Source organism: Brevibacterium sp. CCUG 69071 (genome assembly GCF_021023135.1).
Taxonomy (GTDB): Bacteria; Actinomycetota; Actinomycetes; order Actinomycetales; family Brevibacteriaceae; genus Brevibacterium.
The window spans coordinates 267,820-287,878 of sequence record NZ_PGFV01000001.1 but is presented as its reverse complement, the minus strand read 5'-3'; the positions used below and the strand labels follow the sequence as shown (position 1 = coordinate 287,878).

The window sequence follows — 20,059 nt, the reverse complement described above, 5'->3', positions numbered from 1 at the left end:
AACCCGGGGAACTCAATGCCGCAAGATCACCGCCTCAGCTCTGATGGCCTCACCGGCGTGCGTCGCGGCGTGCTCCGCGTCAGTGCCGTTCGCTAGGGTGGAGGTCGAAAGGGGCACACCATGGCGCAACGCATCTCCGGAACACCCGGCACACTCGGCGAATCGGTCGAGCCCAAGGAACTCGCGGCCACTGCAGGCGAGACCACCGCGGAGAACCCGTGGCCGCTGAGTCTGCTCTCGAACAAGATGAAGTCCTACATCGACCGCATGTCGAGCGTGTGGATCGAAGGGCAGGTCGTCGAACTCAACCATCGTGGAAAGGCCAGCTACCTCACCCTCCGCGATACCGACGTCGAGATGTCTCTGCCCGTCCAGATCTGGAAGAACGTGCTCGATCGCACGGGTGCACCGCTGGCTGAGGGCAGCCACGTCGTGGCCAACCTCAAAGCCGACTTCTGGACCAAGACCGGCCGCCTGACCATGCGCGCCAATGACATCCGCGCGGTCGGACTCGGCGAACTCCTCGCCCGCCTGGAGCGTCTGAAACGACAGCTCGCGGCGGAGGGACTCTTCGACCCTGCGAGAAAGATACGTCTGCCTTTCCTGCCCAACCGGATCGGGCTGATCACCGGCCGTGACTCCGATGCGCAGAAAGACGTCGTGCGCAACGTGCACCTGCGCTGGCCCGCCGCCGAGTTCGAGATCCGCAACTGTGCCGTGCAGGGACCAGACGCCGTACCGGGTGTGATGAAGAACCTCGCCGAACTCGACGCTGACGACGGCATCGATCTCATCGTCATCGCCCGCGGCGGCGGCAGTATGGAAGACCTGCTCCCCTTCTCGAACGAGGCTCTCGTCCGAGCGGTGTCGAATGCGCACACCCCCGTCGTCTCCGCCATCGGGCACGAGGCCGACCGGCCGATCCTCGATGAGGTCGCCGACATGCGAGCATCGACGCCGACAGATGCCGCGAAGCGAATCGTTCCCGATGTGGCCGAGGAGAACATGAACCTGCTGCGGGCCAGGGCGGAACTCGACGCGGCGGTCAATCGGATCATCGATCGTGAGCAGGAGATGCTCACCGCAGTGCGATCACGTCCCGTTCTCGCCGAACCCCAGACACTCATCAACGCCCACGCCGACGAACTGAAGATGATCCGGCGACGCAGCCTGCAGGCCACGAACGGCTTGGTTCTGCAGGGGCAGAACGAGATCAATCACCTGCGCTCCCAGGCACGATCTTTGTCACCACTGCGAACGCTCGAACGCGGTTACGCGGTGGTCCAGGCTGAGACCGGTCAAGCCATCAGGGACGCCGAGCAGGTGGCTGCCGGAGATTCCGTTCACGTGCGCGTGGCCAGAGGACGCTTCGACGCCGAAGTCACCGAAGTCGGCGACGAATCTTCCTGAATCACCGGACACCACGGCCCCAGACAGAGAACCCACACGAAGGACGAAACCATGACGGAACCGACAGCACAGCAGACCGAGACCGACGTCCAAACACTCAGCTACGAACAGGCACGAGAAGAACTCGTGACCATCGTCAAACGCCTCGAGGCAGGAAACCTGCCGCTCGAGGAGTCCCTGCGACTGTGGGAGCGAGGCGAATCCCTCGCCGACCGCTGCCAAGCCTGGCTCGACGGTGCCCGCGAACGCCTCGACAAGGCACGCGAAGACACCGCGGACGACAGCGAATAGCGGCACCCCGAGCTGTTCTGACCGGGCCGCCGCTTTTGCAGCCGCTCGGCTACTTCAGCTGCTCGGCGACCTGCTGGGCAAAGGAGTCGATGGTCTCGGGGGTCGCAATGGCAGTGATGACGACGTACATGTCGCCCTTGCCGGTGACCCAGTATTCCTTGGCTTCGTTCGTCCGGTAGATCTGAAACTCGGCACCATCGACGTCGACGGTTTCGGCGGCGACAGCCTCACCGGTGTGCCTCTCCGCCCACTGCTCCGTGGCTTCAGCCTGTTCGATGCTCACCCACTGGCGTTCGGTACCGACGAAAGACATGTACCACGAGGTGTATTCGGAGTCGTTGAGTCGCTCGAGACTCGCCTCGTTCGAGTTCCAGCCGCCGGGAATCTGCGGGACGATGAGATCGAAGTCCGCATTCTCCTGGGACTGCTCGGCGATCTCCTGATAGTCGACGACGCGTTCGGAGTCGACCTCGGGCTGCGGAGCGATGAGCAGGAGCACGACGACCACCGCCATGCAGGCGAGGATCGCGATGATCATATTGACCCAGTTCGAGTTCTTCCGCAGGAAGCGCATCTCTTCGCGGGAACCCGGGAGCATCACTCCGGATTCGTCAGCCATGGGGACTCCCTTGGGACCGGCGCCCGTGCTGGTCACGGTCGCCTGCGATCCCGCCTCGTCGGTATCGGTTCGGACATTCACAACGCCATTGTCCTCGGGTCCGGCATCAAGGGCCAATCTCGGGGCAGAGAAGGTGGTCAAGGACACAGACTCGTCCCGGTGTCCGCGCCCAAACTGAGAGGGTGGCACAATTGGAGGCATGAGTGACTCCTTAGAATCTGCTGACGTGAAATCTCATCATGACCGGGGCCGAGTCGATGCCGAAGCGCCGCCGGTGGCGGTGACCGATGCGTGGTCCCAGCAAGCACAGGTCGGAGCCGATGCGCCTGACCGCAACCTCGCACTCGAACTCGTCAGGGTCACCGAGGCGGCCGCCATCGCTGCTGCCCCCTGGGTGGGCCGCGGCGACAAGAACAAGGCCGACGGCGCCGCAGTGGCTGCGATGCGCAACGTCATCTCCACCGTCCGCATGGCCGGCACCGTCGTCATCGGCGAAGGCGAGAAGGACGAAGCGCCGATGCTCTTCAACGGCGAGCAGGTCGGTGACGGCGGAGGGGCCCACTGCGACGTCGCAGTGGATCCGATCGACGGAACTCGCCTGACCGCCCTGGGAATGCCCAATGCGATCTCGGTCATGGCCGTCACCGAGGACGGGGCAATGTACGATCCTTCCGCCGTCTTCTACATGGAGAAGCTCGTCACCGGACCCGATGCCGCCGACGCCGTCGATATGCGACTGCCCGTGTCCGAGAACATCCGCCGGGTCGCCAAGAGCAAAGGCACCAACGATCCCGCCTCCGTGACCGTGATGATCCTCGACCGTCCCCGCCACCAGCAGATGATCGACGAGATCCGGGCCGCCGGTGCTCGCATCCAGCTCATCTCCGACGGTGACGTCGCCGGCGCCATCGCCGCCTGCCGCCCGGGTACCGGAGTCGACATGCTCATGGGCATCGGCGGCACCCCCGAGGGCATCATCACTGCCTGCGCCATCAAGGCCCTGGGCGGAGTCATCCAGGGACGCCTGTGGCCGCAGGACGACTCCGAACGCGAAGCAGCGTCCGCTGCCGGCCTCGACGTCAACCAGGTGCTCAACACCGATGACCTCGTCACCGGCGACAACAGCTACTTCGTGGCCACCGGCATCACCAACGGCGACCTCCTCGACGGTGTGAAGTTCCAGGGCGGTCGTGTGACCACCCATTCGCTGGTCATGCGGTCGAAGTCGGGCACCGTGCGTCAGGTCTTCGCCGAGCATCAGGCCGCGAAGACCCATTCCTATGTGGAGGCCGCCGAAGAGGCCGCCCGACGCGGACTCGTCTGAGAACGAGGGAACAGCCCCATCAACCGTCGGGCCCGCGAGTGGGTCCGAGTCACCCGATTCGAGCACGGAGTTCGACTCGCACCCGGAAGTAGGTTCGTAAGAGATGCCCAATCAAGCATGGAATCGTCTGCTGGAGGGTAACCGGCGTTTCGTCGACGACGTCCCGCAGCACCCCAATCAGGACACGGCCCGACGCGAGGCGCTGTCGAACGATCAGACGCCCTTCGTCACGCTCTTCGGGTGCTCCGACTCCCGGGTGGCCGCGGAGATGATCTTCGATGTCGGCCTCGGCGACATGTTCGTCGTCCGCAATGCCGGCCAGGTCGTCGATCCGGTGACTCTCGGCTCACTCGAATACGGCGTCGAGGTCCTCGGCACGCCTCTCCTCGTCGTCCTCGGCCATGACAGCTGCGGTGCCGTCACGGCCGCCTACAATGCCTACGACTCCGGTGAGACTCCTCCGGGATTCATCTCCGAGGTCGTCGCCCGCATTCTGCCCACCGTGGCCCGGGCGAGGAAGAACAACCGGACGAGCGTCAATGAGACCGTCGTCCAGAACACGATGGACACCGTGGAGAAGATCATGCAGCTCTCCGCCATCATCGCCCGCGCGGTCGAGGAGGGGCGCCTCATCATCGTCGGCCTCACCTATCAGCTCCACGACGGCCGGACGACGGTCGTCGCTCAGCACGGCGGCGACGAATCGGCCATCTCCACCCATTCCTCCTGAACCGGCCGGTCACCGCCCGAGACGGACTGCCGCAGTCCGCACCGGGTGACCTCCCCGAACCAGACCGCCTCGGTGGTCATCCGCAACCCATCCAGCAACTCGGAAAGGACAGCTATGAGCGAAGAATTTCGCATCGAACACGACACCATGGGTGAAGTGAAGGTTCCCAAGGATGCCCTCTACAGCGCTCAGACCCAGCGCGCCGTCGAGAACTTCCCGATCTCCGGCAAGACCCTCGAGTCCGCACACATCGCGGCGCTCGCGCAGGTGAAGAAGGCCGCGGCCAAGGCCAATCTCGAGCTCGGTGTCCTCGACGAGGCCCGCTCCACAGCCATCCAGAACGCCGCCGACGCTGTGATCTCCGGCGAATACGACGCACATTTCCCCATCGATGTGTTCCAGACCGGCTCGGGCACCTCATCGAACATGAACACCAACGAGGTCCTCGCCTCCTTGGCCACGAAGGCGCTCGAGTCCGAGGGCATCAGCGTGCACCCGAATGACCACGTCAACGCCTCGCAGTCCTCCAACGACGTCTTCCCCACCTCCGTGCACCTGGCCGTGACGAAGGCCCTCGTCGGCACGCTCATCCCGGCCATGGAGACTTTGGCGACCTCGCTGGAGAAGAAGGCCGAGGAGTTCTCCTCCATCGTCAAGTCCGGCCGCACCCACCTCATGGACGCCACCCCGGTGACCCTCGGTCAGGAATTCGGCGGATACGCCGCCCAGGTCCGTTACGGCATCGAGCGCATCGAGGCCTCCCTGCCCCGCGTCGCTGAGGTCCCCCAGGGCGGCACCGCCGTGGGCACCGGCATCAACACCCCGGACGGATTCTCCCCCCGGGTCGTCGCGATCCTCGCCGAGGAGACGGGCTTGCCGATCACCGAGGCCCGCAACCACTTCGAGGCCCAGGCCAACCGCGACGGACTCGTCGAGGCCTCCGGTCAGCTGCGGACCATCGCCTACGGCTACATGAAGATCTGCAACGACCTGCGGTGGATGGGATCAGGCCCGAACACCGGCCTCGGCGAGATCGCCATCCCCGACCTGCAGCCGGGATCGTCGATCATGCCGGGCAAGGTCAATCCCGTCATCTGCGAGGCCACCATCCAGGTGGCCGCCCAGGTCATCGGCAATGACACCTCCGTGTCCCTGTCTTCGACGAACGGCGCCTTCGAGCTCAATGTCGGCATCCCCGTCATGGCCTCGAATCTGCTCGAATCCATCCGTCTGCTCGCCAACGCTTCGACCGTCATGGCGGAGAAGATGATCGACGGGCTCACCGCCAATGAGGAACGCGCCCGCTTCCTCGCCGAGGCGAGCCCCTCCATCGTGACCCCGCTGAACAAGGTCATCGGCTACGAGGCGGCGGCGAAGATCGCCAAGCACGCCGTGGCCAACAAGATGACCGTCAAGGAAGCCACGATCGACCTCGGCTTCGTCTCCGACGGCTCCATCACCGAGGCGGACCTGGACAAGGCCCTCGACGTCACCACGATGATCGGCAGCTACAAGTAGGCCCAGCTTCACAGGCAGTGGCCGGGCCGCCGTGAGCCCGGCTGCGTTGAGCTGATTGCCAGACACGCGAGGGGCGGCCCACCGGACTCCGGTGGGCCGCCCCTCTTCTATCCCCCGCTCGCACGTCGAGCGCAGACCTGAGCGTCGAGCGCAGACCGCACACAGTCTGCGCTCGACGCTGCGGTCTGCGCTCGACGCTGCGGCGCACGCTGCTCACGACCGGAAGGGGTCGAACTCCTCGAGCACGTCGGTGACCAGCGCGGCGATCTCCGAGCGTTCGGACCGGGTGAGCGTCACATGGGCGAACAGGTCGTGGCCTTTGAGCCTCTCGATCACCGCCGCGATGCCGTCATGGCGACCGACGCGCAGATTGTCGCGCTGAGCGACATCGTGGGTGAGCACCACCTTCGAGTTCATCCCTATGCGCGAGAGCACCGTCAGCAGGACGTTGCGCTCCAGCGACTGCGCCTCGTCGACGATGACGAAGGCATCGTGGAGGGACCGACCGCGGATGTGCGTGAGCGGCAGGACCTCGAGCAGGCCCCGATTGACCACCTCGTCGATGACGTTCTTGCTGACCAGCGCACTGAGAGTGTCGAACACCGCCTCGGCCCAGGGGTTCATCTTCTCCCCCTCGCTGCCCGGCAGGTAACCGAGATTCTGACCGCCGACGGCATAGATGGGCCGGAAGACCATGATCTTCGAGTGCTTGTTCTCCTCGAGCACCTTCTGCAGGCCTGCCATCAGGGCGAGTGCGGACTTCCCCGTTCCGGCTCGCCCTCCCAACGACACGATTCCGAGGGCATCGTCGAGGAGCATGTCGATGGCGACTCGCTGTTCCGCCGAGCGTCCGTGGACTCCGAACACATCCCGATCCCCGCGGACCAGGGACACCTTGCCGCCATGATGGACCCGGCCGAGCGCCGAACCGCGCGGTGAGGTGATGACCACCCCGGTGTTGACGACCTCCCCCGCAGCATCCTCGGACGTCACCGATCCCTCGTCGTAGAACTGGGACATCTGCTCGTCGTCGAATGACAGTTCACTCATCCCGGTGAAGCCGGAGTCCACGGCGAGTTCGGCCAGATACTCTTCGGCATGCAGGCCCAGCGCCGATGCCTTGACTCGCATCGGCACATCCTTCGTCACGACAACGACATCGTGGCCTTCTGCCGCGAGATTGCGGGCGACGGCGAGGATGCGGGTGTCGTTCTCGGTGCGGTCGAACCCGACGGGCATCGTCGAGGAGTCGATGTGGTTGAGTTCGACATGCAGGGTTCCCCCGGCCTCCCCGACGGGAATCGGCTCATCGAGACGGTCGTAGTCGGAGCGGAAGTCATCGAGGATATGCAGTGCCTTGCGGGCGGTGAAGCCGAGTTCGGGATGGTTGCGTTTGCCCTCGAGCTCGGAGACCACGACGAGCGGAATGACGACGTGATGCTCTGCAAAGCGCAGCAGTGCTCCCGGATCGGAGAGCAGGACCGAGGTGTCGAGAACGTAAGTATGGACATTTTCAGCCATGGGGACCCCTGTGGCGTGAGTACCGCCGAGACCCGGTTCTGACATCCCCCGATCTCGGGTTGGTGTCGACCAACTACTGCCAACCTAAACCCGTTTGACTCCCGGGCCGGTACCGGCACGCGCGTTCGGGAAAGTCGTCGCAATGAACTTCGAATGAATGGGGTGTGTGTGCTAGTTTCGCGCTATGGCGGATGCGATCTTCGACAACCCTCGACTCGCCGCGATCTACGATGCCTTCGAGGCTCCTCGGGAGGATCTCGAGCACTATCTGGCCCTGGCGCGGGAGTACGGAGCGGAACAGGTCATCGACCTCGGATGCGGAACCGGCGTCCTCGCTCGTGCTCTCGCCGCCGCCGGTTGCACGGTCATCGGCATCGACCCAGCTCGCGCCTCACTCGATATCGCCGAGGCGGCTGAAACGAGCGAATCACTCACGGCCACTCCCAGCGATTCCCCCACAGTCGAATGGCGCCACGGCACCTCGGCGCAGATCCCGGCAAGCGATGCCGATCTGGTCACCATGACCGGCAACGTCGCCCAAGTGTTCCTCGGCGTCGCCGAACTCGAGTCGGTGTTCGCCGACTGTGCCCGCGGGCTGCGCACCGGAGGCCGACTGATCTTCGAGACCCGCGACCCCGCAGCACGGGCCTGGCAGGCCTGGGCGCAGACACCGGCACGCACACTCGACATCGACGGCATCGGCAAGGTCACCCAGACCTTCATGCTCGGTCAGGTCGACCTGCCGTTCGTGTCATTCACCCATCTCTACCGGTTCCACGAAACAGGGGATTCGATCGGATCACGATCTCGTCTGCGGTTCCACTCATACGGGGAGATCACCTCGGCGCTGGAGACCGCCGGATTCGAGGTCGACGAGGTCAGAGATGTCCCCGACAGACCCGGACGAGAATGGGTCTTCATCGCCCGCAGGCGCTGACTGAAGGCCGACTTCAGCACCCGCAGACCCGAGGCGGACGAACCCTCGAAGCGTCAAAGCGCGATCCCTCGCAGCCTCGCAGCTCCGAAGCGCAATCCCTACTTGCCGAATCGCCTCTGCCGCAGACCGTAGTCGCGGACGGCACGGAGGAAGTCAGTACGGCGGAAATCCGGCCAATAGGCTTCGCAGAAATAGAACTCCGAATAGGCGCTCTGCCACATGAGGAATCCGGACAGCCGCTGCTCCCCGGAGGAGCGGATGATGAGATCCGGGTCCGGCTGTCCCTTGGTGTAGAGGTGTTCGCCGATCTGCTGCGGGGAGAGTTCGGAGATGATCGACTCGAGGTCGGTGCCTTCGTCGGTGCGAGACCGCAGCAGCGACTTCACCGCATTGACGATCTCCTGCCGTCCGCCGTATCCGACGGCCACGTTGACCCGCATCCTGCATTCGCCCACCGAGGTGACGGCTTCGAGGCGGGCCCGCAGATCGTCGGGCAGGATGTCGAGGTCACCGACGAGCTGGACGCGCACATCGTCGAGCGCAGCGATCTTCTCGACCATGTCGGAGATGATCTCGATGAGGACGGCGACCTCCTCGGCGGACCTGGCCAGATTCTCCTTGGACAGGACGTAGAGGGTGACGATCTCGACATCGACTTCGAAGCACCACCCGAGGAACTCCACGATCTTGTCAGCCCCGGCCCGGTGTCCATCGGCCGTGGTCGCTCCGAACTCCTTCGCCCAGCGGCGGTTGCCGTCGGTGATGACACCGACGTGGCGCGGGACGGGAACGGACTTGTCGAGCTCGCGCAGGAGCCTCCGCTCATAGAGCCGGTAGAGCAGGCTCACTGGTCGCGCCACACTGACCTCTTTCCCAATCACATCGCCGCCGGGTTCGAACACCATCCAGAGTACTATCCCAGGACGCTGAATGAAGCCACAGGTCGAGCCGATAAACTTGTCCCATGAACGCACCGGTGACACAGCCCCCACCAACAGACCCTGAGGGCAAAGCAGCCGATGGCACGTCCGCCGAGACCGGCTCCAGGACCTCATATCCCCTGCGCATCGCCCGCCGTCGTTCGGCCCTGCGCCGTGAGCTCGCCAAGCTCGCCGGACAGGTGAAGCCGAAACTACGCGGATGGTTCCATGCCGGGGCGTTTCCGCTGGCGATGATCGGCGGCTTCGCCCTCGTCATCATCTCCCCCACGATCGAATCGCGCCTGGCCGCCTCGGTGTTCGCGATCACCGGAATGCTCCTGTTCGGCACCTCGGCGATCTATCACCGCGGACGCTGGCGCACACGTGCACGCCTGATCCTGCGACGCCTGGACCATGCGAACATATTCCTCATCACCGCCGGCACCTATACGCCGCTGGCCGTGCTCATGCTCAGAACCGATCAGGCCATCCTGCTGCTGTCCGTGCTGTGGGGAGCGGCCGCGCTCGGCGTCGCCTTCCGCACGATCTTCACCACCGCGCCGAGGTGGCTCTTCGTTCCCATCTATGTGGGCTTCGGAGTCGCCGGAGTCGGTTATATTCCGCAGATGTGGATGTCGATCCCGACGGTCGGCATCCTCGTCGTCGCCGGTGGTCTGTGCTACATCATCGGCGCCGTGATCTATGGGATCAAGCGGCCGAATCCCTCACCGAAGTGGGTCGGATTCCACGAGATCTTCCACATCCTCACGATCTGCGGCTACGGCTGCCATCTCGCGGCACTGCTCGTCGCCGCCGTCGCCGCCTACAACTAGGCGCAACGAGACAGACCGCGGCTGTTTGCTCAGCTACTTCGTCTCGGTCGGATCGATGTCTGACCGCGGAAGATCAGATTCCGGGTCGCCGTCGCGTTCGGCGTCAATGTCGGTGGAATCAGCATCCTGTTCTCGCGGCTCGGGCCCCGAGAGCTTCGACTGATTCGGCACGGCGTGCTTGCGCAGCGGGATCGGGTAGGCGTCGCTGGCCTCTGCACGGGCTCGCACGCGACGCACCCGGCGCAGCGCATCCCGGATGAGGAAGATGACGACGATGACGATCGCCAGGGTGGCGAGGAAGCCGATGGTCCCCGGCGTCACAAGGTCGGGGTCGGGCGCCTGACTGGGGTTGGGGCTCTGCGCGACCACGATCATGCGCTCTCACCCTGCTCCCGGACCGCCTCGGCGGCCATCTGTCCTTCGCTCGCGGCCTCGACGGCCGCGGCGTCCTCGTCCTCGATCGGCGGAGAGTCCGGCAGCATCCCCTCGGCGGGGACCTTCCTGCCGTCATCCAAGGTCACGGACGCGAAGAGGTCGCTCTCCTGGAAGTCGACTCCGGGAGTCAGCGGCGCCCGTCCGGTGTTGTCGACGGCCAACTCGAACTCCTCGGTCGGCCAGTAGGTGCGGGCGGCCTTGCGGGAGGCGGAGAAGAATCCGCCCTCGGGATCGATCTGCGTGGCGTGGGAGAGCAGTGCCCGGTCGCGGGAGGGGAAGAACTCGTGGCAGGCGATCCGCGTGCTCAGCCAGTTGGTGCGTTCGGCATCGCGCTTCTTGAAGTCCTCGATGTGATCGGCGAACGGGGACTCGAGACCCGCCGCGGTCATCTTCTCGTGGATGGTCATCCACTTCTTCGCCGACAGGTCCTGGTTGTAGTAGACCTTCTGGACCTGCCAGGGTTCGCCCAATTCGGGATAGCTCTGACCATCCGCGGCCGCTGCGACAGCGGCCATCGTCACGGCGTGGTTCTTGATGTGATCGGGATGGGGGTACCCGCCGAGCTCGTCATAGGTCGTGACCACCTGGGGACGGAACGTGCGGATGATGTGCACGAGAGGCAGCATGGCGACCTCGTCGGGGACGCGGTAGAAGCAGCCGGGCGGAGTCTGGTTCTCGAAATCCCCGTCGGGCAGCCCCGAATCGACGTGGCCGACCCACACGTGCTCGGCACCGAGCGCGGAGGCCGCAGCGGCCATCTCCTCGCGGCGCAGACCAGCGATGTCACGGCTGGCCTTCGGACTCTGCAGGAGCGCAGGATTGAGGATGTCGCCGGCTTCTCCCCCGGTCATCGTCGCAATGAGGACCCGCGCGCCCAATGACGCATACTTCGCACTCGTGCCGGCGCCCTTGGAGGATTCGTCGTCGGGGTGGGCGTGGACGGCGAGCAGACGCAGCCCATGGTACGGAAGCGAAGTCATGTCGGTAGTGTCCCTTTCGATTCAGCCTGGAGGCGGTCCGCGTCCTGCATGGCGACTGACATGATCGCAGGAGACGGATCGACTACTCTAGGGTAGTGCGCGATGTTCTTAAAGAGGAATTCAATGACTGAGGTAACAGTGGCCGAACCACTGCACGATGACCGCTACGGACGCGTCCGTGAGCCGAAACGCCGACTCGGACACAGTGCCCGAATCATCGCCGTCATCGTCGTCGCTCTCGTCATCCTCGCAATCGCCTTCGTGGCTTTCCGCCCGCAGACGACTCCGACGACACCGCGAACCCTCGACTATTCGGTTGTCGACTCTTCTTCAACACAGGTCACCGTGGCAATATTTCCTGATCGGGACCGCGATGTGCACTGCATCGTCCAGGCCACGAACGATTACGAGGCGATCGTCGGCTTCACCGAAGTGCGGGTTTCGGCCGACGCGCAGGCGGATCCCAACTCGCCGAGGCAGCTCGACGTCGATCTCGCGACCACGCAGCTCGCGGCCTCGGGCCACGTGGATTCCTGCTGGTTCGAATAGACCACAGCCGGCTCGAATAGACCACAGCCTGACCTTTCCACAACAGAAGACGTGCCCGGCGTGACACACGCCATCGTTTTCCTTCTCTGATGCGTTACACTATAAGTTCATTCAACTTCCGGGCGTGACCATACGCCCGGTTTTTCGTTGCCTGACGCGCCCGTCAGTGCACCGAACCGAAGAAGGAGATGTCATGACCGAGGAAGTCACTCAGGAAGAGACCTGGTTGACCCAGGAAGCCTACGACCGCCTGTCGCAGGAGCTTGAACACCTCTCCGGACCGGGACGGGCAGAGATTGCTGAGAAGATCGAAGCCGCCCGCGACGAGGGTGACTTGAAGGAGAACGGCGGCTACCACGCAGCGCGTGAGGAGCAGGGCAAGCAGGAGGCTCGCATCCGCCAGCTCGAACTGCTGCTGCGTTCCGCGAAGGTCGGTTCCACCGACAGTGACGGGAAGACGGTGTCTCCCGGTTCCGTCGTGACCGCGAAGGTCGCCGGAACCGATATGCGATTCCTTCTGGGCAGCCGTGAGATCGCCGGCGACTCCGATATCGACGTCTTCTCGGAGAAGTCCCCCTTGGGCGCCGCAGTGCTCGGAGTCTCCGTCGGCGGAAAGACCACCTACGAAGCTCCCAACGGCAAAGAGATCAAGGTCGAGGTCACGGGCATCGAGCCCTTCTCCGGCTGATGCCGCTTCCCCGACGGGGATGAGACCGAAGACCTGTGGGCGGGTGATCATCGATCACCCGCCCACGGGTCATTCATCACCTTCCCGGCGGCTCACCGTCCTGGTCGGCACGTTCGCCCGCGACTGCGCCCGAGCACGCCCCGACCAGGACGACGACGGTCAGTCCAGCTGATCGTCCTTGCCCGGAGTCTCCTCCGAGTCCGCGGACCGACTCTTGCGAGAGCCCGAGGCCCGGCCCTTACGAGAACGGCCGGTCGCAGTCGAGGCGTCGCCTTCGACAGAGTCATCAGCAGCCTCCGCGCTCCGGCTCGTCTCCGAGGTCTCGCCGTCGGAGCGTTCGACCGCGGAGTCGTGGATGGCGGAGTCGAGCTTGTCCTTCGCGGTCTCGAGCACGGCCGATGCCTCGTCATCGACTCCGTCGGCAGGATCGTCCGGATCAGGTGGATTCTTCGCTCGCGCGATGTAGCTGATGACCGTGTTGGCCACGGCGACCGCCGGCACCGCGAACAGCGCACCGACGATGCCGAACAGGAAGCCGCCCGCGGTCACCGCGAGGATCACTGCCAGCGGGTGGACGGACACGGCCTTGCCCATGAGGAAGGGCTGCAGCACCTGACTCTCGATCTGCTGCACTGCGAGGACCACTGCGAGCATGATGATGGCGCTGACCAAGCCGTTCGAGACGAGGGCGACGAGCACGGCGATGACGCCCGAGGCGATCGCACCCACGACCGGAACGAAGGAGGCCAGGAACACCAGCACGGTCATCGGAATCACCAGCGGGATGCCGAGGATGGCCGCGCCGATGCCGATGCCGATCGCATCGACAGCGGCCACGAGCACCTGCACTCGCACGTACTGGACCAGGGAGGTCCAGCCGCGCAGCGAGGCGCCGATGGCGATGGGCTGAGCGGGCAGGGGCAGCAGGCGCATCACCCAGCGGAAGATCTTCTCCCCGTCGTAGAGGAAGAAGAAGGTCGTGAACAGGCAGACGGCGGCTCCGGTGAGGAATGTGCCCACCGAGGAGGTCGCCTGCCAGGCGCCGCCGAGGAGTTGGGAGCTGTTGCTCTGGAAGAAGTTCGTTGCCGCATCGATGGAGTCATCGATGTATCCGGAGATCGTCGTGGAATCCAACCCGAAGGGCCTGGTCGCCAGCCAGTCGCTGATTCCGGAGATTCCCTTTATCACCTGATCGACGAGGTCCGGCATGCCGGAATAGATCTGCTGTCCGACCAGTGTGAAGAGCCCCGAGACGACGATGATGAAGCCGAGGAAGGCAATGATCGCCGCAGCGACCCGCGGCAGCCCCTTCTTCACCATCCAGTTGGTGAACGGGGCCAGGAGCGCGGTGAGCAGGAGCGCGATGAGCACCGGCAGCACCACGCTCGAGATCTGCGCGAGCAGCCAGAAGGCCACACCGATCGCCACCAGCACCACGATCGAACGCCACGACCAGGCGGCGGCCAGCTTGAGCCCCGGGGACACATAGGGCACCGCCTCGGCCTCGATGCGACTGTGCGCGATCTCCTCAGGACTCACATCGTCCGGAGAGACAGCGCTCTCGGTCTGCTGGGAGCGGGCATCATCGCGACCTTGGCGGAATGCCTCCCAGGCACCGCGAAAACGGTTCGCAGACTGCTTGTTCTCGTTTTCAGACATGACTCAAGAATAGTTGTTGTAGAGCTCTCTTCAGTGCAATGATGTCGCGGGAGGAGGGAATTTAATGGGAAGTCGCATGTTCTATGCCCTGGCCACCATGACCGGCACGGCCGTGGGCGTCGGTGCATCGGCCGTTGGTCTCCTCCGCCATCAGGCCGGAGCGCTGCGCCGGGCATTCGACGAAGACGCCTCGCGTCAGTACTCTGTCTTCGCCGAGGCGGTGCCTCCCCCGCACAATCACGATAATGACGATTCTGCGGCCCTGGCGATCATCGGCGATTCCTGGCTGTGCGGAATCGACGTCGATGACGCACAGGCACCGCCGAGCCTCATCGGACGCGGTCTCGCCAGAATTCTGGGCACCAGCGTGCGCGTGCAGACCACCGCACGCCCCTCCGCCCTGTCCGAGGATCTGCCGCGCCAGGTCGACGAGATTCTGTGCTCGGCTTGGCTCTCTCGCCAGCTCTCGGAATCATGGACCGCGAACCGACGCTTCGCGATCATCTCCATCGGCAGCGGCGACATCATCCATCCCATTCACGGCACCATCGGCATACCCGTGCTCAACCAGGCGATCAATCGACTGCAGCGCGAGGGACGGTACACAGTCTTCGTTCTCGTCTGCCCCAACCTAGGCGGCCTGCCGGGGCTGCGGGATCCGCTCAAGATGTCACTGCGCAGGACCTCGCGGGTCCTCGCCGGCTCCCAGTGGCTTGCCGCACTCTCCGCTCGCGCGGTCCCCTTGCGGGCCACAGGCTCTCTGAGCGGCACAACTCGGAAATCTCTGCTCAACGAATCGGGGAGATTTCCCAGCGAGCTCGGCTATGCCCAGCTGTCCTCGACGGTGCTGGCCGCGATCGCCGAACGCATCGACGCCCCCATCCTCGTCGATCGCAGTCAGGACGTTCCCGAGGACACCGCCGATCCGTCCGAGGACACCGTCGATCCTTCCGAGGTCACGCAGGCTCCGTCCGAGGCCACCGAGGCTTCGCCCGAGAGCGCCGAGGGCCTCCTCGACAATCCGGACATCCCGTCCGACGACACCGCGGACCCCATCGATGACTCATCGTCCGAGAACTCGTCGTCCGAGACCTCCTCGTACGAGGACGAACGCATGCCTGATACCGACGTGCCGGAGTCGGCCCGGTGATCCGCGTCGTGCTGGCCTCACAGTCACCCGCCCGTCGCCAGATCCTCACCTCCTCCGGCATCGACCCGATCATCATCGTCTCCGAGGTCGACGAACGAGCCCTCGAAGCCTCCTTCACCGGATCCGTCGGAGATCTCACCACAGCGCTCTCCGAGGCGAAGGCCCGCGCCGTCATCGAGCGGATCACCACCGCGGACGCCCCGCAGATCTCTGACGCCGACACGGTCGTCGTCATCGCCGGTGACTCCATTCTCGAGGCCGCAGGTCGCGCCATCGGCAAACCGAGCACCGCGGAACGCACACGCGAGATCTGGGCGGACATCGCCGGGACGTGGACCGTGCTCCACACCGGCCACACCCTCGGTGTCCTCTCCCGCCGCGACACCGCTGGGCCGGACGCAGAAGAATCTCCCCTCGAACTCGTCGACATCCGCTCGCAGCGATCGGCCACCTCGGTGCTCATCGGCACCCCGACCCCGGAGGAGCTCGACGCCTATATCGCCACCGAGGAGCCCTTCCACGTGGCGGGAGCCCTGACCATCGACGGCTACGGCGGAGCCTTCGTCGAACGGCTCGACGGCGACCATCTCACGGTGCTCGGGCTCAGCTTGCCCGTGGTCAGGGGCCTTGCCGGCGACATGGGCCTGTTCTGGCCGGATTTCTGGTCGGGCCCGAGCTAGAATCGACTCTGTCGCGCTGACACGCCCGAGAGCTTTGAAGTTTTCACTCTCAGTTTTTATCGCTGATCTACAAACGTTTGGTTTTGCCCTCTAAATTGATCTGAGATCATACAAAGGAGCGCAATGACCACAGTCCTCCCCGAAGCCTCGACCGCACCGTTGCACACTCATGTGCCGACCGCGGCCGTGCATCGAGTGCTCATCGCCAATCGCGGTGAGATCGCCCTGCGCGTCATCCGCGCCGCCCATGACCTGGGTGTCAAGGCCGTCGCCGTCTACACCCGTGCGGATTCGGACGCAGACTTCGTCCAGCTCGCCGATGATGCCTGGCTGCTCGACGGCTCCGGTCCCGGGGAGACCTACCTCGACATCGACAAGATCCTGGCCCTGGCCAAGCGTTCGGGCGCCGACGCCATCCACCCCGGATACGGCTACCTCGCGGAGAATGCACTCTTCGCCCAGGCCGTCATCGATGCCGGTCTGACCTGGATCGGCCCTCCCCCGGCAGCCATCGAGCTGCTCGGCGACAAATCCGGAGCCCGGGAGGTCGCCGAGGACGTGTCCGCCCCGGTCGCTCCCGGATCGGATGGTGCGGTAGCCGATCTTGCCGAAGCCGCCGAGGTGGCCGAACGCATCGGCTATCCCGTCGTCATCAAGGCCGTCCACGGCGGCGGCGGGCGCGGATTCCGTGCCTGTGCCGCCGTCGATGACCTCGAAGGCGCCTACACGGCTGCGACGCGTGAGGCCCTCAGCGCCTTCGGTCGCGGGGAATGCCTCATCGAGAAGCAGATCGTGCGCCCGCGCCACATCGAGACGCAGTGTCTGGCCGATGCTCATGGCAACGTCCGCGTGATCTCCACCCGCGACTGCACCCTGCAGCGACGGAACCAGAAGATCGTGGAAGAGGCTCCGGCGCCGTTCCTGTCCGAGGAACAGGAGCGCATCGTCTCCGAGGCCTCGGCCCGGGTGCTCGCCCATGTCGGCTATGTCGGCGCTGCGACGTGCGAATTCCTGCTCGGCACCGACGGCACCATCATCTTCATGGAGGCCAATGCCCGCATCCAGGTCGAGCACACCGTGACCGAGGAGGTCACCGGTGTCGATCTCGTCGGATGGCAGCTGCGCATCGCCTCGGGCGAGGAGCTGCCCGCCGAGTTCCCTGCCGTTCGCGGGCACTCCGTCCAGTTCCGCATCAATGCCGAAGACCCGACCACCTACTTCCCGGCCACCGGGGCGGTCAAGAACTATCGCGCACCCTCCGGGCCGGGTGTCCGCCTCGATTCGGGAATCGGTGAGGGCAGCGTCGTCGGGACGGACTTCGACCCGATGCTCGCCAAACTCGTCATCACCGGGGCCACCCGAGAGCAGGCTCTGGCGCGTGCCCGTCGCGCCCTCGCCGAATACCGGATCGACGGCGTCTCGACACTGCTGCCGCTCCACCGCGTGCTGGTGGACGAGCCTGCCTTCGCCGCCGATTTCGGGGTCTGGACCAATTGGCTCGAAACTGCCTTCGTCAACCCGCTCGCCAATCCGCAAACAGGAGATCACATGAGCACAGCAACCGACAGCTTCAGCGTTGTGGTCGAGGTCGACGGTCGCCGGATGACCGTTTCGGTGCCCAAGGACGTCATCTCCGACCTCGGACATGTCCCCAGCCCGAGCGTGCCCCGGCGCAAACGCAGCCTCAGCCGCAAGGGTGCACAGCTGGCCGATGACTCGAATGCGCTCAACGCCCCGATGCAGGGCACGATCGTCTCCGTGGCTGTCTCCGCCGGAGACACGGTCGAGGCCGGAGACACCCTGGCCGTGATCGAGGCGATGAAGATGGAGCAGCCGCTCAAGGCCGGCCATTCCGGCACCGTCTCCGAGGTGCTCGTCGACACCGGCAGTGCGGTCAAGTCGGGCGAGGCGATCATCCGCTTCGCCGCCTGATCGACCACCGGCGCCTCGCGCTCGGTCAAGCCCCTGTCATCCTGTGGATGGCAGGGGCTTCGCCGTGCGTCGGCATCGGCATAGACATCGGCATCGGCATCGGTGCCGGCACCGGCACCGGCACCGGCACCGGCACCGGCCGAGCTTACGAGCCCAGATCGTTCAGCTGGGATTCGAGGTACTCCGATTCGGCGTCATTGCCGGGACACGCCAGCGCCGCACGATACGCCTCCTCTGCCTCACCGGGCCGTCCGCACTCCTCCAGGGTGATGGCACGGGCGATGTGGAACGGCCGGTGGCGCAGCAGCCACCTGTCCTCGGCCAAGGCCTCGAGAGCGGCGAGTCCGGCCTCCGGGTCGCTCACCTTCCCGATGACCACCGCCTGGTTGAGAGCCACGACAGGGGTGGGGTCGAGATCGTAGAGCATCCGGTAGAGGACGAGGATCTGCACCCAATCGGTGTCGGCGAAGGCCGAGGCCTCCGCGTGCAGGGCGGCGATCGCCGCCTGCACCGTGTAGATGCCGGCACCGTCTTCTCCTGCCGCGGCCCGCGTCAGCGCCAATCCCTCGGCGATGTCCCTCGAGTCCCAGACGCGTCTGTCCTGCTCGGCGAGAGGGATCGGCTTCCCCGCGGCGCTGGTGCGAGCCTCCGCGCGCGATCGCGTCAGCAGAAGCAGCGCCAGCAAGCCGCGCGCCTCGGTGTCCCGCGGTGCCAAGGTCACGAGCAGACGCGCGAGTCGTACGGCTTCGTCCTGAAGATCCACGCGGTGGCGGGATGCTCCGGTCGCCGGTGTGAAGCCCTGGGCGAAGATCAGGTAGACGGCCCGGAGGACTCCCGGCATCCTCTCGCGCACCTGCTCATTGCCGGGCCTGCCGAAGGGGATACCCGTGACGGCGATCCGCTTCTTCGCTCGCACGATCCGCTGCTGCATGGTCGTGGTCTCTGTGAGAAAGGCCGCCGCGACCTCGACCGTGCTCAGCCCGGCGAGGAAACGCAGGATGAGAGCGGTCTGCTCCTCCTCCTTCAGTGTCGGATGCGAGCAGGTGAAGAAGAGACCGAGACGCTCATCCGGGATCTCCGCGATGCCGATGTCCTCATCGAGCTGCGTCGCATGATCCTGGTGGTCCCCCGGTCGGAGTTCGTCCTCGATCCGCAGTCGGGCCAGATTCCGCGTTCGCGTGGCATCGAGGCGGATGAGGTCGATCGCTCGATTCTTCGCCGCGCTCATCAGCCAGGCGGCGGGCTGCCGCGGGATTCCCGAGTCCGGCCAGGTCTCGACCGCCCGCAGCAGAGCTTCCTGCAGGGCCTCTTCTGCGAGATCGAGGTCGTGGAACCTCGCCGCCAGGGCCGCGAGCAGCCGCCCGTGGTCCTCTTCACCGAAGACGGTGAGAGCACGGGCGGTCGCCGCGGATTCCGAATCTATCAGTAGTCGGCGACGGGCCGGATCTCGATATGGCCGAGCCGGGAGCCGGGGCTCTTCTTCGCCCAGGCGATCGCCTCGTCGATGCTCGGCACCTCGATGACGTAGCTTCCGCCCACGAACTCGCCGGACTCGGCGAAAGGTCCCGAGGTGACGATCGACTCTCCACCGGTCTCGCTGACTCGGACCCCGTGCTCGGGGCCTTCGAGAGCGAATCCGCCGACGACGACTCCGGCCTCATTGATCTCTTGGTCGAAGGCCATGAAATCGCTCGGATCCGGTCCCCCGTCATCGCCGCAGTCGGCATCGGCGGCGTTTCCCATGAGCAGCAGTGCGTACTTCATTTCTCTCTCCTCACCTTCAGTGTCGTCAGGCCGGGTGGCTTGACACAAGGATGACGCAGAGAGCATGCCGATATCGACAGCTGCGGGAGAAAAATCTTCGGCGCGGGACGAAAGTCCCG

Annotated in this window: 20 protein-coding genes; 12 read left to right on the top strand and 8 right to left on the bottom strand. The window is 65.1% G+C overall.

From position 1 onward, the window contains the following. Nucleotides 1-120 precede the first annotated feature (120 nt). Nucleotides 121-1,410, top strand: a complete 1,290-nt coding sequence (xseA, locus tag CV023_RS01265; protein WP_230743657.1) for an exodeoxyribonuclease VII large subunit — start codon at nucleotides 121-123, stop codon at nucleotides 1,408-1,410. A 51-nt stretch (nucleotides 1,411-1,461) separates the two neighbouring features. Continuing rightward, nucleotides 1,462-1,701 (top strand): exodeoxyribonuclease VII small subunit, encoded by a 240-nt coding sequence (locus CV023_RS01260; RefSeq protein ID WP_230743656.1) that lies wholly within the window; start codon nucleotides 1,462-1,464, stop codon nucleotides 1,699-1,701. A 49-nt stretch (nucleotides 1,702-1,750) separates the two neighbouring features. Here the strand turns inward: CV023_RS01260 and CV023_RS01255 are convergent, their stop codons facing one another. Then, nucleotides 1,751-2,401 carry a DUF4245 family protein gene (locus tag CV023_RS01255; RefSeq protein ID WP_230743655.1) on the bottom strand — a complete coding sequence of 217 codons (651 nt, stop codon included), beginning with the start codon at nucleotides 2,399-2,401 and terminating at the stop codon, nucleotides 1,751-1,753. Between the two features lie 118 nt (nucleotides 2,402-2,519). On the opposite strand from CV023_RS01255, the gene glpX reads away from it, so the two are divergent. The 3 genes from glpX (at nucleotide 2,520) to CV023_RS01240 (ending at nucleotide 5,892) form a co-directional block, all read left to right on the top strand. Then, nucleotides 2,520-3,644, top strand: a complete 1,125-nt coding sequence (glpX, locus tag CV023_RS01250; protein WP_230743654.1) for a class II fructose-bisphosphatase — start codon at nucleotides 2,520-2,522, stop codon at nucleotides 3,642-3,644. 103 nt (nucleotides 3,645-3,747) lie between these two features. Continuing rightward, nucleotides 3,748-4,374, top strand: coding sequence for a carbonic anhydrase (locus CV023_RS01245; protein ID WP_230743653.1), 627 nt, complete (start codon nucleotides 3,748-3,750; stop codon nucleotides 4,372-4,374). A gap of 114 nt (nucleotides 4,375-4,488) precedes the next feature. Then, nucleotides 4,489-5,892 (top strand): class II fumarate hydratase, encoded by a 1,404-nt coding sequence (locus tag CV023_RS01240; protein ID WP_230743652.1) that lies wholly within the window; start codon nucleotides 4,489-4,491, stop codon nucleotides 5,890-5,892. Between the two features lie 213 nt (nucleotides 5,893-6,105). Here CV023_RS01240 and CV023_RS01235 read toward each other — a convergent pair whose 3' ends face one another. Next, entirely contained in the window at nucleotides 6,106-7,413 is a 1,308-nt protein-coding gene (locus CV023_RS01235) for a PhoH family protein (protein WP_230743651.1), read from the bottom strand. Nucleotides 7,414-7,597: 184 nt separating this feature from the next. Here CV023_RS01235 and CV023_RS01230 point away from each other — a divergent pair, with 184 nt between their 5' ends. Continuing rightward, entirely contained in the window at nucleotides 7,598-8,350 is a 753-nt protein-coding gene (locus CV023_RS01230; RefSeq protein ID WP_230743650.1) for a class I SAM-dependent methyltransferase, read from the top strand. A 98-nt stretch (nucleotides 8,351-8,448) separates the two neighbouring features. On the opposite strand, the gene CV023_RS01225 is transcribed toward CV023_RS01230, so the two are convergent. Next, on the bottom strand, nucleotides 8,449-9,255 hold the full coding sequence (locus tag CV023_RS01225) for an isoprenyl transferase (protein ID WP_269067014.1): 807 nt from the start codon (nucleotides 9,253-9,255) through the stop codon (nucleotides 8,449-8,451). Between the two features lie 59 nt (nucleotides 9,256-9,314). On the opposite strand from CV023_RS01225, the gene trhA reads away from it, so the two are divergent. Further along, nucleotides 9,315-10,103 (top strand): PAQR family membrane homeostasis protein TrhA, encoded by a 789-nt coding sequence (gene trhA, locus CV023_RS01220; RefSeq protein ID WP_230743649.1) that lies wholly within the window; start codon nucleotides 9,315-9,317, stop codon nucleotides 10,101-10,103. A gap of 33 nt (nucleotides 10,104-10,136) precedes the next feature. Here the strand turns inward: trhA and CV023_RS01215 are convergent, their stop codons facing one another. Both CV023_RS01215 and mca read right to left on the bottom strand, forming a co-directional pair. Continuing rightward, entirely contained in the window at nucleotides 10,137-10,478 is a 342-nt protein-coding gene (locus CV023_RS01215) for a hypothetical protein (RefSeq protein ID WP_230743648.1), read from the bottom strand. Further along, entirely contained in the window at nucleotides 10,475-11,518 is a 1,044-nt protein-coding gene (mca, locus tag CV023_RS01210; RefSeq protein ID WP_230743647.1) for a mycothiol conjugate amidase Mca, read from the bottom strand. Before mca ends, CV023_RS01215 begins: the two co-directional genes overlap by 4 nt. Nucleotides 11,519-11,641: 123 nt before the next feature. Here mca and CV023_RS01205 point away from each other — a divergent pair, with 123 nt between their 5' ends. Continuing rightward, entirely contained in the window at nucleotides 11,642-12,067 is a 426-nt protein-coding gene (locus CV023_RS01205; RefSeq protein ID WP_230743646.1) for a DUF4307 domain-containing protein, read from the top strand. A gap of 193 nt (nucleotides 12,068-12,260) precedes the next feature. Then, the gene (gene greA, locus CV023_RS01200) at nucleotides 12,261-12,755 is read left to right on the top strand and encodes a transcription elongation factor GreA (protein WP_230743645.1); all 495 of its coding nucleotides are present in this window, start codon (nucleotides 12,261-12,263) and stop codon (nucleotides 12,753-12,755) included. Between the two features lie 159 nt (nucleotides 12,756-12,914). Here greA and CV023_RS01195 read toward each other — a convergent pair whose 3' ends face one another. Continuing rightward, complete coding sequence (locus CV023_RS01195) at nucleotides 12,915-14,414, bottom strand: AI-2E family transporter (RefSeq protein ID WP_230743644.1); 1,500 nt, start codon at nucleotides 14,412-14,414, stop codon at nucleotides 12,915-12,917. Between the two features lie 64 nt (nucleotides 14,415-14,478). Here CV023_RS01195 and CV023_RS01190 point away from each other — a divergent pair, with 64 nt between their 5' ends. From CV023_RS01190 to CV023_RS01180, 3 genes are all read left to right on the top strand, one after another. Next, entirely contained in the window at nucleotides 14,479-15,564 is a 1,086-nt protein-coding gene (locus CV023_RS01190) for an SGNH/GDSL hydrolase family protein (protein WP_230743643.1), read from the top strand. Continuing rightward, complete coding sequence (locus CV023_RS01185; protein WP_230743642.1) at nucleotides 15,561-16,244, top strand: Maf family protein; 684 nt, start codon at nucleotides 15,561-15,563, stop codon at nucleotides 16,242-16,244. Before CV023_RS01190 ends, CV023_RS01185 begins: the two co-directional genes overlap by 4 nt. Before the next feature lie 123 nt (nucleotides 16,245-16,367). Next, the gene (locus CV023_RS01180) at nucleotides 16,368-18,176 is read left to right on the top strand and encodes an acetyl/propionyl/methylcrotonyl-CoA carboxylase subunit alpha (RefSeq protein ID WP_230743641.1); all 1,809 of its coding nucleotides are present in this window, start codon (nucleotides 16,368-16,370) and stop codon (nucleotides 18,174-18,176) included. A gap of 145 nt (nucleotides 18,177-18,321) precedes the next feature. Here CV023_RS01180 and CV023_RS01175 read toward each other — a convergent pair whose 3' ends face one another. Both CV023_RS01175 and CV023_RS01170 read right to left on the bottom strand, forming a co-directional pair. Beyond that, on the bottom strand, nucleotides 18,322-19,599 hold the full coding sequence (locus CV023_RS01175) for an RNA polymerase sigma factor (RefSeq protein WP_230744370.1): 1,278 nt from the start codon (nucleotides 19,597-19,599) through the stop codon (nucleotides 18,322-18,324). Then, entirely contained in the window at nucleotides 19,599-19,940 is a 342-nt protein-coding gene (locus CV023_RS01170; protein WP_230743640.1) for a YciI family protein, read from the bottom strand. Before CV023_RS01170 ends, CV023_RS01175 begins: the two co-directional genes overlap by 1 nt. Between the last annotated feature and the right edge of the window lie 119 nt (nucleotides 19,941-20,059).

Excerpts from the sequence above, each read along its gene's own strand:
- CV023_RS01245 (WP_230743653.1), top strand. The coding sequence starts at position 3,748 with ATGCCCAATCAAGCATGGAATCGTCTGCTGGAGGGTAACCGGCGTTTC.
- CV023_RS01230 (WP_230743650.1), top strand. The coding sequence starts at position 7,598 with ATGGCGGATGCGATCTTCGACAACCCTCGACTCGCCGCGATCTACGAT.
- greA (WP_230743645.1), top strand. The coding sequence starts at position 12,261 with ATGACCGAGGAAGTCACTCAGGAAGAGACCTGGTTGACCCAGGAAGCC.
- CV023_RS01205 (WP_230743646.1), top strand. The coding sequence starts at position 11,642 with ATGACTGAGGTAACAGTGGCCGAACCACTGCACGATGACCGCTACGGA.
- CV023_RS01235 (WP_230743651.1), bottom strand. The coding sequence starts at position 7,413 with ATGGCTGAAAATGTCCATACTTACGTTCTCGACACCTCGGTCCTGCTC.
- CV023_RS01180 (WP_230743641.1), top strand. The coding sequence starts at position 16,368 with ATGACCACAGTCCTCCCCGAAGCCTCGACCGCACCGTTGCACACTCAT.
- CV023_RS01225 (WP_269067014.1), bottom strand. The coding sequence starts at position 9,255 with ATGGTGTTCGAACCCGGCGGCGATGTGATTGGGAAAGAGGTCAGTGTG.
- CV023_RS01190 (WP_230743643.1), top strand. The coding sequence starts at position 14,479 with ATGGGAAGTCGCATGTTCTATGCCCTGGCCACCATGACCGGCACGGCC.
- CV023_RS01260 (WP_230743656.1), top strand. The coding sequence starts at position 1,462 with ATGACGGAACCGACAGCACAGCAGACCGAGACCGACGTCCAAACACTC.
- xseA (WP_230743657.1), top strand. The coding sequence starts at position 121 with ATGGCGCAACGCATCTCCGGAACACCCGGCACACTCGGCGAATCGGTC.
- trhA (WP_230743649.1), top strand. The coding sequence starts at position 9,315 with ATGAACGCACCGGTGACACAGCCCCCACCAACAGACCCTGAGGGCAAA.
- CV023_RS01240 (WP_230743652.1), top strand. The coding sequence starts at position 4,489 with ATGAGCGAAGAATTTCGCATCGAACACGACACCATGGGTGAAGTGAAG.
- CV023_RS01215 (WP_230743648.1), bottom strand. The coding sequence starts at position 10,478 with ATGATCGTGGTCGCGCAGAGCCCCAACCCCAGTCAGGCGCCCGACCCC.
- mca (WP_230743647.1), bottom strand. The coding sequence starts at position 11,518 with ATGACTTCGCTTCCGTACCATGGGCTGCGTCTGCTCGCCGTCCACGCC.
- glpX (WP_230743654.1), top strand. The coding sequence starts at position 2,520 with ATGAGTGACTCCTTAGAATCTGCTGACGTGAAATCTCATCATGACCGG.
- CV023_RS01195 (WP_230743644.1), bottom strand. The coding sequence starts at position 14,414 with ATGTCTGAAAACGAGAACAAGCAGTCTGCGAACCGTTTTCGCGGTGCC.
- CV023_RS01170 (WP_230743640.1), bottom strand. The coding sequence starts at position 19,940 with ATGAAGTACGCACTGCTGCTCATGGGAAACGCCGCCGATGCCGACTGC.